We start from the raw sequence: 9,867 nt of genomic DNA, 5'->3' as shown, positions 1-9,867 counted from the left end.
CTGGTCGGCAAACTGGAGCGCGAGAACATCAATTTGCGACGCCAGGTGGCCTGGTTTCAGCGTCAGATCTTCGGCCAGAAAAGCGAGAAGCGCCATCCTGATCCAGAAGGTGTTCAGGGTATTCTTGGCGTGGGTTTCGACGCCATTCCCGAGACGCCGCTGCCGGCTAAGAAAGCGGTGGTGGCCGGCCACGAGCGCGAGCGCAAGACCAAGCCGGTTGGCGCCGACGAATCGAGTTTGTTCTTCGATGAGAAGCGTGTGCCGGTGGAAGTGATTGCCGTCCCCAACCCGGACATGGAATTGCTCAAGCCCGATCAGTACGAAGTGATTGGCGAGAAAGTCACGCACCGCCTGGCGCAGCGTCCCGGCAGCTATGTCGTGCTCAAGTACGTGCGCCCCCTGATCAAGCGGAAAGACACGCAGGCGCTCTCGTGCCCGCCGGCCCCTGTCGGCGTGATCGAGGGCAGCCGAGCCGACGTCAGCTTCGTCGTTGGCATGGTGATCGACAAATTCGACTACCACTTGCCGCTGTACCGCCAGCACCGCCGACTCGATGATGCCGGGATCAAGGTCAGCCGGCCGTGGCTGACCCAACTGATGCAATCGAGCGTGGCGCTGCTCGAACCGGTCTACGATGCACAGCTCGATTCGATACGTGCCAGCCGTGTCAAGGCGATGGACGAAGTGCCGATCAAGGCCGGTCGGGCGAATCCGGGCAAGATGAAGACCACCTATTTCTGGCCGATCTACGGCGAGCGCGACGAGATTTGCTTCACGCACTCGCCAAGCCGCGCTGGCCAGCATGTGCGCGACATGCTCGGGCTGTCGCCGCCGGAGGACGCCGTGCTTCTAAGCGACGGCTACGCCGCCTATGCCAGTTACGCCAAACAGGTCGGGCTGACGCATGCGCAGTGCTGGGCGCACGCGCGCAGGGAGGTGTTCGAAGCAAAGGACATCGAGCCGGCGTACGCCGAAAAGGCGCTGGAACACATCGCCGCACTGTACGCGGCGGAGGAGCATATCCGCAAGACTGACCTGGGCGGTGCGGCTAAGCGTGCATGGCGCCAGGCCCACGCCAAGCCGGTGGCGCAACGGTTCTTCAAGTGGATCGACAAGTACTTCGAAGCGCAAGGCTTCCTGCCAAGCAGTCCCTTCACGAAAGCACTGAACTACATCCGCGAGCGGCGTGACGGCCTCGCAGTCTACCTGGACGATCCCGACGTCCCGATCGACACCAACCACCTCGAACGGGCGCTGAGGGTGATCCCTCTCGGTCGAAAAAATTGGATGTTCAGTTGGACCGAACTAGGCGCCAGGCATATCGGGATCGTGCAGAGCTTGATCGTGACCTGCCGCCTGCACGATATCGACCCTTACGATTACTTGGTCGATGTCTTGCAGCGCGTTGGCCAGCATCCCGCATCGCTGGCCGAACAACTGACGCCGCGCCTCTGGAAGACGCTGTTCGCCAAAAATCCACTGCGCTCCGATCTTTACGAACGCGACGAACGCCAGTCACGTCAATAACGCCGGCTGCTTACCGATTACGCGGGCAGCGCTGGTCAACTTTGCGTCAAGGCGAACGCTCATCTTTTAGCGTCTCGAGGCGATGTCGAAGTTGGGCGCGCGTGAGACCGAGTTGGCGGGCAGCCTGCGAGACATTTCCGCTGGTAATCCGCAGGGCTTCATCAATAGCCGCCCTCTCTATGTCAGCCAGTGATCGACCGGTGATAAGTTTTCGTATTGCCGCGAGATCCGGATCGTCGGTTGCCGCTCGGTTAAAGCGCGCGTCCGCAAGGCTGCCGTTGTTCTCCGGCGATAAAAAGGCCTTCTGCAAAGAGTCCTGCCGACTAAAAAGGTGGAAGGCATCTATTGTTTCGCCGTCGGTTGTCAGGATGGCTGCGCGCGCCACCATATTCTCAAGTTCTCGAATATTCCCGGGGAAATCGTACAGAAGCAAAGCGTCGATCGCGGCTGACGTCAGGCCCTTGACACACCGGCCCGTCGTCTCGATGAACCTTCTTAGGAAAAGGTCAACCAGTGGTGGAATATCGCCACGCCGCTCCCTTAACGGAGGAATCGTTATAGGGAAAGCCTCCAGTCGGTGTCGAAGGTCGGCCCGGAATGTCCCGGCAGACACGGCTTCGGCCAAATCTACGTTAGTTGCGCACACTACACGGACATCGACCTTGGACGTACTCGTCGAGCCGACCCTCGTTATCTCGCCTTCTTGAAGGACCCGCAGTAGTTTGGCCTGAGCAGTCAAACTTAACGTCCCAATTTCGTCGAGGAAAAGGGTGCTCCCATCTGCCGCCTCAAACCAGCCGGATCGCGAAGCGACCGCGCCTGTGTATGCTCCCCGTTCGACGCCGAAGAGCTCGGAGTCTATGAGACTGTCTGGTATTGCCGCGCAGTTAATGCAGTAGAGCCGCTTTGACGATCTGGGGCTCGAGCGATGCACTGCCTTGGCAAATACCTCTTTTCCCACGCCGGTCTCGCCCTGGAGCAGAACAGTTGTCGATAGCGGCGCCACGCGTTGGACAAGATGCCATGCAGCAAGGAAACGGGAGGACGCGCCTACCACGCCTTCCGCCAGGAGCGCTGGGTTGGCCGTAGCCACGGACGGAGCGGTCGGCATTGCCCCGCCGTTGGCATCCAAGCTTTCCCCACGGGCGACCCACTCTTCAACCGTGCGTCCCACGATGCGGCAAACGGCCCCTCCTGAAGCTGCGCATTCCACCTCGCGAAATGCTATGGGGCGCCCCATGAGTGCGCTTGTGTATCCGGATGCGTAGCCTATCTGCATCCAGCAAACCGGTTCCGAACTCCCACCGAACGAAGCAACGTGCGTCTCAGCTTCCGCCGAATTTCGCCACTTCAAAACGCTGTAGTAGTGGCCGGCCTCAACATCAACATCAATTATTTCCGGCTCAACGAATACTTCGCCCCTCAGTGCATGCAACTGAGGGCCGACGAGGAACGCATCAAGATTTGGTTGTCCGGTTCGGAGCTTCATCGCGAGCATAGCTTCACGGGAGCCCGCTGCGTGACCTGCGTTGAACAGGATTTTCTTGGCCGTCTCAATCCCCACGCTTTCGACTAACTGCCGGCGCAACGCGATCAGCGCCTCAAGATTCAGAACCACGACACGTTGGTCATCTAGCCAAACCTGTCCTTCGTGCGGCGCAAAGCGAAGTCTTGCGCTCAAGTCGGATATATCGGGAAGTGTTGAGCGCTCTCCCTCCGCTGTATTGATGGTCGTATCCGCGCGGAATTTTAGCGGCAAATCCGTGAATCGCGTCATTGCTGTTTGTCTCCAATGTCTATGGCGCTTTTCATCCAATGGTAAACGCGTGGATGGCTACCAACAACCAAGTTAACCCTCGCCACTTGGGTCCTGCATAGGGGCGCGGAGTGAAAAGCCCCGTCCAGGCAGGCTCTCACGGCAGACCTAAGCCGGTTGGCACGCGATCTGCATTTAGTGGACGGCCAACCGGTTAGTTGGCGATTTAAAACCACTGGAGGAAGACAAATGAAGATGCTCGCAACGCCCGAAATCGCGCGGCTGAATGCGTCCCCGGCCCACGGCCCGCTCGCCTCGTTCTTTGATGCACCTGACCCCGATTGGGCAATTGTCGAGAAGGCCAGAGCGCTGGTGCCGCTCATTCGGGAACACGCTCAGGCCGGAGAAGAAAACCGTCGAGTACAGGAGAGCGTAGTCAGCGCGCTGCAAACCGCCGGTCTCTACCACATTTCGGTTCCGACCAGACTCGGTGGCAGCGGCGCCAACTTCCGAACCTTCATCGAAGCAGTCGCAGAAGTAGCTCGCGGCGACGGCGGTACAGCGTGGGCGATGGCATTGCTGAACGTTTGCACGTGGTTCGCAAGCCTCTACTCGGAAAAAGCCCAAGGTGAGGCATTCGCGGAGCCCGGTACGCGCATCTGCGGCATTTTCACCGCACCGGAGCATTCCGAGCGGGTCCCGGGTGGCTACCGGGTAACGGGCGAATGGTGGTACGCGTCGGGCTCACTCCACGCCCAGTGGGCCAATCTCGGGATCAAGATAGGCGAGAACGCCGATGGATCGCCCCGACTGGGCCTAGCGCTTGTACCCTTCACAGACCTCACCCTGCGCGACACGTGGTACGTCGCCGGGATGCGTGCATCCGGTAGTAACACGCTCGTCGCCGATAACATCTTCATTCCGGACGATCGAGTGCAAGCGTTCGAAGCCATGGCGGGCGAAAACTATGCCCGCTCCGATTCCGCTGAAGCGAACGACTATGCGTCGTTCGTTCCCGTAGCCGAAGTTGTTCTGGTCGCAGCCCAGTTGGGTCTCGCACGAGAGGCCATCGAACTGACACTGACGAAAGGAGCGAAGAAGAACGTCGCCTACACGACTTTCGGGAGCGTCAGTGTGTCGCCAGTACACCAAATCAAGCTTGCTGAAGCCACCTCAAAAGCCGACCAAGCTCACTTGCTAGTTGCCCGCGCCTGCGCCGATATCGACCACGCCGCAGCACGGCGAGAGAAGATGGATATGACCACACGTGCGCGCGTTCGTATGGACACTGGCGCTGCCGGTCAGCTCTGCCGCGAAGCCATAAACACGCTGCTCAGCGTCAATGGCGCCAGCAGTTTCGCTCAAACAAATCAACTGCAACGAATCTGGCGTGACAGCGAGGTCGCTAGCAGGCATGCCTTCGTGTTGCCAGAGATGGCGAGCCTGATTTATGGCCGCGCACTTTTTGGCATCAGCGATCTCGTCCAGGTCTATTAACGAGTGAGACGGAGTGGCATTGTTGTGCCACTCGCACCCTCCAAACGCTGGATTCATTATGTATAAGTTGATTGCAGTTTATGCCCGCCCGGAGGATCCGGCCCACTTTCGCCGGCATCTTATAGAAACGCACCTACCCCTTGTTGCACGTTTCCCGGGTCTACAAGCCCTGCGCTATTCCGTAGACATCGATGCAGGGGAAGCAGCCGACGCATTCGCGGTAGTTGAGTGTGATTTCGCGGATGAGGACGCACTTCGTAGTGCACTCTCCTCGACCGAAGCGGAGGCTGCCGCGGCAGACGTCCCGAACTATGCTGCGGCCGGCGTCGCCATCTTGATATTCGAACCTCAACGTTTCTCCCTCACCGGTTTTGCCGGAGGTGAACATGAATAGCGAATTGGGAAGCGGCTTCAAACTCGCCATGCGGCGGCTCACGTCCACTGTCACCATATTGACGTGCAGACTCAACGGACAACGATATGGGATGACTGCAACTGCTGTCACCTCGGTGTGTTCAGATCCCCCTTCATTGCTGGTGTGTGTCAATAGATCAGCTTCGTTCCACGCGCCAATGGCTGAGGCAACGCATTTCTGTGTAAATTTGCTGAAGGTGGGACAGCAACACATTTCCTCCGCTTTTGGTGGCAGCAAGAAAGGCGAAGAGAAATTTAGTGAGGGGGTTTGGCTTACTTCTGACGAGGGCATCCCGTACCTCGCCGACGCTCAAGCCAACATCATCTGCACGTCTTCGAATAGCTTTTCTTTCGGGACGCACACCATTTTCATCGGCCAGGTGGAGAACATCATGTTAGCCCCCGAAGTGAGTCCACTTCTTTACCAGGACGGTGGGTTCGCAAAGGCTTTTTCTTTATCGGCCGGCGCATAGGAGCCCGACTCGGCCGAGCCGCGTCTTTCGCGTAAGGTTTCAGGAATGGGTGCCGGCAAGACGCACCCACAGATGCTCCTCCGGACCTTCAACCTGTGTAAATCGAAGGGTTTTTTAGTCTGCGTGATTCTCTTCGAGTTTTCACTGCAACCTGGCGTTGGGCACCAAAGAAAATGGAGACGGTATTAATGAGAAACGTAAATCAGGAAAATATAACGGACGCTGTGTTGGACAGTTTCGCGAATACCCCAGATCCAAGACTTAAGGTGATCGTGGACAGCCTCGTCCGGCACCTTCATTCATTTGCACGCGAAGTGAAGTTGACAGAGGGGGAATGGTCAAAAGGAATCGATTACTTGACCCGAGTCGGACACATAACCGACAAAAAGCGGCAAGAATTCATTCTTCTGTCGGACGTCTTGGGGCTTTCGATGCTTACCGTCTGTATGAACAACGAAAGACCGCTGGGTTGCACTGAGGCGACGGTGCTGGGTCCCTTTCACGTCGACGGGGCGCCGCATTACAACCTGGGCGACGATGTGGCAAACGGCGCAAAGGGTGCCCCATGCCTCGTCCGTGGAAGGGTACTGGGGAACAATGGACAACCAGTGCCCAATGCAACTTTGGATATATGGCAATCAGACGACGACGGGCTTTACGACGTTCAGCATCCCGGAGGCGATCAGGCCCAAGCGCGTGGTGTGCTTACAAGCAATGAGAAAGGTGAGTACCACTTCCGCTCGATCCTGGCGGTGCCCTACGCGATCCCTCACGACGGACCAGTGGGCGAATTGCTTCGAGCTTCCAACCGTCATCCATGGCGTCCCGCCCATCTTCATTTTATCGTGTCCGCGCCGGGCTATAAGACGCTGACGACCCACGTCTTCCGAAACGACAGCGACTACCTCGACTCCGACGCCGTATTCGGTGTCAGAGAATCCCTCGTTTGCGATTGGGTTCAGAAACGCGACGGTTCTTTTCTCCTCGAATACGAATTCGTCCTAGATCCAGCAGAGTGAACCCATCGCAGGTTTTTTGGCGCTTGCGTTCATGAGCCGCGAGTTTCGGCCTCGACGAGAGCTCTAACTTTGCCATTCGATAAAAACGGAACATTGTGACTCGACACATTGTGATGTGGAAGATACGCGCGGACTTCCAGTCGGAGCGAGTCGACAATATCAGAAAGGTACAAGAGTCGTTCAGAAGCCTGCAAGGACTTGAACCGGGACTAGTCGCACTTGATATCGAGGCCGACATAAGTGGGGTTACTTACGGGTGCGACGTGGTTCTGGTGACTGATTTCGAATCAAGGGAAGCCCTTGAAGCTTACGCCAATCATCCCGAGCATCTTCGTGTCAAGAACGAGATCATCGACCTACGAACTGATCGATATCAAGTCGATTAAGTGATTTGAAACTAAGCACCGGACATTGCGGATACCCCGTGCAAAACTTTATTTTCTCTGGACAGCCATCAAGAATTGTATTCGGGATCGGTGCGCTGAGCCACCTCGAACGAGAGATAGACCTCTTGGGGGCAAAGCGAGCACTCGTGCTTTGCACTCCCGGGCAGATTTCGGAGGCAGAGGCAGTCTCTGATTTACTGGGACAGCGGGCCGCTGGACTTTATGCTCGCGCGGTAATGCACGTTCCGATGGAAACAGCGCTCGAGGCGATTCAAATAGCACGTCGAATTGGTGCGGACTGCGCAGTAGCGATCGGAGGGGGATCGACCACCGGGCTCGGTAAAGCCATTGCCTTGGATTCGGGATTACCGATTATTGCAATTCCTACCACGTATGCGGGAAGCGAGATGACGCCTATTTATGGAATCACGGAAAACGGAATAAAGAAGACTGGGAAAGATCCGCGGGTGGCCCCGAAAACAATCATATACGACCCAAACCTGACCTGCACCCTTCCCGTCGGGCTAAGCATAACCAGCGGCGTGAATGCAATAGCCCATGCAGCAGAAGGCCTCTACGCCCGCGACGGAAATCCGGTAATGGAGATCATGGCCGAAGAAGGTATTCGTGCGTTGGGACACGCTTTGCCATTGATCCGCGAAGACAGTTCCAGCATGGCGGCAAGGGACGAAGCTCTATATGGCGCATGGTTGTGTGGGTCTGTTCTCGGGAACGTGGGGATGGCGCTCCACCATAAGCTATGCCACACGTTGGGCGGCAGCTTCAATCTTCCCCATGCCGAAGTCCATACGGTCATCCTTTCGCAGGCGATAGCGTTCAACGCTGCAGCAGCACCTAGAGCGATGGCTCGCATTACTCGAGCACTCGGCGTCTCGCCCACCACAAGCGCGGCTTCTGCACTTTTCGACCTCGCTCTCGAAAATGGAGCGCCCGTTTCGCTGGAAGAAATAGGAATGAAGCGATGTGAATTGGATGAGGCAGCTGAGATAGTCGTCAGCAATCCGTACTGGAATCCGCGGCCTGCGGCGCGTGAGAACAAGCCCGAGATTTACGAGCTATTGCAACGTGCATTTGAGGGCGTACGCCCCGATTGACGTTAATTGATAAGAATCAGGCCTTGCATCCGACTGCCGTTCGAGGGACAGCAGTCGCAGGTCGTGTCAACCAATAAAACCCCAAATAGTTTGGAAACGATATGAAACGAAAACCAACGCATCGGCGGCGATTTACGCTCGGCACCATCGTCGCTATGTGCTCGGCGTCGTGCTTTACCACCCCATCAATGGCAACCGAGGGTGGTGGCTCGATCTATCCGGCCGGCGCGGAAAATTACGGTTGCTGCGCACTGCCACCTCCCGGGTTGTATGGGCAATTCTACGCCGAGCAATATAACGCAACATCTCTTCGCGACAACGACGGAAATCGCTCACCAGTCAACGGATTTCAGGTGAAAGCGTCAGCCATCGTGCCTCGCCTGATCTGGGTTACCAATGCGCAGATTCTCGGAGGCTCCCTCGCTTTTCACACAATTGCTCCACTCATCACGCTCGGCGTGCAAGCATCCGGCGAGAGTCAGCGGAAAACCGGGGTTGGCGATGTCGATGTGGGCGCGGCAGTTGGCTGGCACTTCAGCCCGCAACTCCACGCTCTCATAGCTGTCGACGGATTCGCACCGACCGGCGGCTATGACAAAAACGATCTTGCCAACATAGGACGGAACTACTGGGCGATACAACCTATTGTGGGTATCTCGCGGATCGACCCAGAGGGTTTGAATGGGGATGCGAAGGTAATGTACACAATTAACAGCATAAACAAAGCGACGGACTATCACTCGGGTCAGGAACTGATCGTCGACTACTCGCTTGGTTATGGTCTCTTCAAACACTGGGTCGTTGGCGTGGGTGGCTACTGGTACGTGCAAACTACCGATGACCGGCAATACGGCGCGACGATCGCTAACAATCGCGGACGTTCGTTTTCGATAGGTCCGTCGATTAAATACGACAGCGGAAAGGGCTGGTTCGCGAGCCTGAAGTACGAAACAGAGACCATGGTGAGGAACCGCGCGGATGGCGGGGCCTTTTGGCTGAAGGCTACTTTCCCGATCCACTGATTTCGATTGCGCTTCTGAAAGAGTTGACGCTCATGCCGGCGCACCGGTGGCTGGCCCGACACAAGTCCTAAGATTATATCTTTGGATCTCCCGCGATACCGCGACGCCGAGATGTATTGGGCTCTTACAGGAAAATGCGGGTTCTGTTGCAGTAAGGCTGCCATGATGACGAATATCGATGTGGTATGCACTGCTTATGAGACGGGAGAGTAAAACTGTTGTGCGGCAGACAACGCACCGAGGATTGGTTGTTGGCACCTTTGATGAAGTCGCCCTCCCAGTGACCCGGCAGCAGTCGGTCTTCGATTTCGGGCGGTCGCGCGTGGATACTGACCATGTCGGGAATCTGTCCGCGCCGGTCTGTGCCCCGTGTGCGTGGCATGCGCGTGCTGTGGCCGTGGCGCAGGCAGGCAATGAGCTGACGGCGCAGTTCGCCGCGCGGCTGGGCATAGATGGCCGTGTAGATGGTTTCGTACGAAACGTGCTGGGTCGAGTCGGTTGGATACATACGCTTAAGTGTGCCCGATATCTGTTGGGGCGACCATTTCCACTCGAGCAAAGTGAGAACGACGCGCCAGCAAACGCTTTGCAGACAAAGCTTGTTGGGGCGGCGACCCGCGCTGCGGCGTGCGACGCTGAGCGTTTTAGCCGGCACGGA

Annotated in this window: 9 protein-coding genes and 1 pseudogene; 8 read left to right on the top strand and 2 right to left on the bottom strand. The window is 57.1% G+C overall.

Annotated features, from left to right (window positions below):
• On the top strand, positions 1-1,527 hold a 1,527-nt coding region (gene tnpC, locus BSU04_RS42005), incomplete at its 5' end, for an IS66 family transposase (protein ID WP_218827421.1).
• 46 nt (positions 1,528-1,573) lie between these two features.
• On the opposite strand, the gene BSU04_RS42000 is transcribed toward tnpC, so the two are convergent.
• Positions 1,574-3,343: a sigma-54-dependent Fis family transcriptional regulator gene (locus tag BSU04_RS42000; RefSeq protein ID WP_256983890.1), complete on the bottom strand. Its 1,770-nt coding sequence runs from the start codon at positions 3,341-3,343 to the stop codon at positions 1,574-1,576.
• 189 nt (positions 3,344-3,532) lie between these two features.
• On the opposite strand from BSU04_RS42000, the gene BSU04_RS41995 reads away from it, so the two are divergent.
• From BSU04_RS41995 to BSU04_RS41965, 7 genes are all read left to right on the top strand, one after another.
• Positions 3,533-4,780 (top strand): acyl-CoA dehydrogenase family protein, encoded by a 1,248-nt coding sequence (locus tag BSU04_RS41995; RefSeq protein WP_089166089.1) that lies wholly within the window; start codon positions 3,533-3,535, stop codon positions 4,778-4,780.
• Positions 4,781-4,838: 58 nt separating this feature from the next.
• Positions 4,839-5,174, top strand: coding sequence for an EthD family reductase (locus BSU04_RS41990; protein ID WP_089166088.1), 336 nt, complete (start codon positions 4,839-4,841; stop codon positions 5,172-5,174).
• Positions 5,167-5,667 (top strand): flavin reductase family protein, encoded by a 501-nt coding sequence (locus BSU04_RS41985; protein ID WP_089166087.1) that lies wholly within the window; start codon positions 5,167-5,169, stop codon positions 5,665-5,667. Before BSU04_RS41990 ends, BSU04_RS41985 begins: the two co-directional genes overlap by 8 nt.
• A gap of 188 nt (positions 5,668-5,855) precedes the next feature.
• The gene (locus BSU04_RS41980) at positions 5,856-6,686 is read left to right on the top strand and encodes an intradiol ring-cleavage dioxygenase (protein WP_089166086.1); all 831 of its coding nucleotides are present in this window, start codon (positions 5,856-5,858) and stop codon (positions 6,684-6,686) included.
• A 113-nt stretch (positions 6,687-6,799) separates the two neighbouring features.
• Entirely contained in the window at positions 6,800-7,072 is a 273-nt protein-coding gene (locus BSU04_RS41975) for a Dabb family protein (protein WP_089166085.1), read from the top strand.
• A 38-nt stretch (positions 7,073-7,110) separates the two neighbouring features.
• Positions 7,111-8,187, top strand: coding sequence for a maleylacetate reductase (locus BSU04_RS41970; protein ID WP_089166084.1), 1,077 nt, complete (start codon positions 7,111-7,113; stop codon positions 8,185-8,187).
• 101 nt (positions 8,188-8,288) lie between these two features.
• Positions 8,289-9,209, top strand: coding sequence for a SphA family protein (locus tag BSU04_RS41965; protein WP_218827420.1), 921 nt, complete (start codon positions 8,289-8,291; stop codon positions 9,207-9,209).
• A 226-nt stretch (positions 9,210-9,435) separates the two neighbouring features.
• Here BSU04_RS41965 and BSU04_RS41960 read toward each other — a convergent pair.
• Positions 9,436-9,867 (bottom strand): annotated as a pseudogene (locus BSU04_RS41960) (IS30 family transposase); the annotation flags it as partial.

It is taken from the genome of Caballeronia sordidicola (genome assembly GCF_002220365.1).
Taxonomy (GTDB): Bacteria; Pseudomonadota; Gammaproteobacteria; order Burkholderiales; family Burkholderiaceae; genus Caballeronia; species Caballeronia sordidicola_C.
This window is presented reverse-complemented; position numbering and strand designations above follow the sequence as displayed.

Bases quoted from the DNA above. Each gene is read 5' to 3' on its own strand.
- BSU04_RS41995 (WP_089166089.1), top strand. From the start codon at position 3,533: ATGAAGATGCTCGCAACGCCCGAAATCGCGCGGCTGAATGCGTCCCCG.
- BSU04_RS41990 (WP_089166088.1), top strand. From the start codon at position 4,839: ATGTATAAGTTGATTGCAGTTTATGCCCGCCCGGAGGATCCGGCCCAC.
- BSU04_RS41985 (WP_089166087.1), top strand. From the start codon at position 5,167: ATGAATAGCGAATTGGGAAGCGGCTTCAAACTCGCCATGCGGCGGCTC.
- BSU04_RS41980 (WP_089166086.1), top strand. From the start codon at position 5,856: ATGAGAAACGTAAATCAGGAAAATATAACGGACGCTGTGTTGGACAGT.
- BSU04_RS41975 (WP_089166085.1), top strand. From the start codon at position 6,800: ATGTGGAAGATACGCGCGGACTTCCAGTCGGAGCGAGTCGACAATATC.
- BSU04_RS41965 (WP_218827420.1), top strand. From the start codon at position 8,289: ATGAAACGAAAACCAACGCATCGGCGGCGATTTACGCTCGGCACCATC.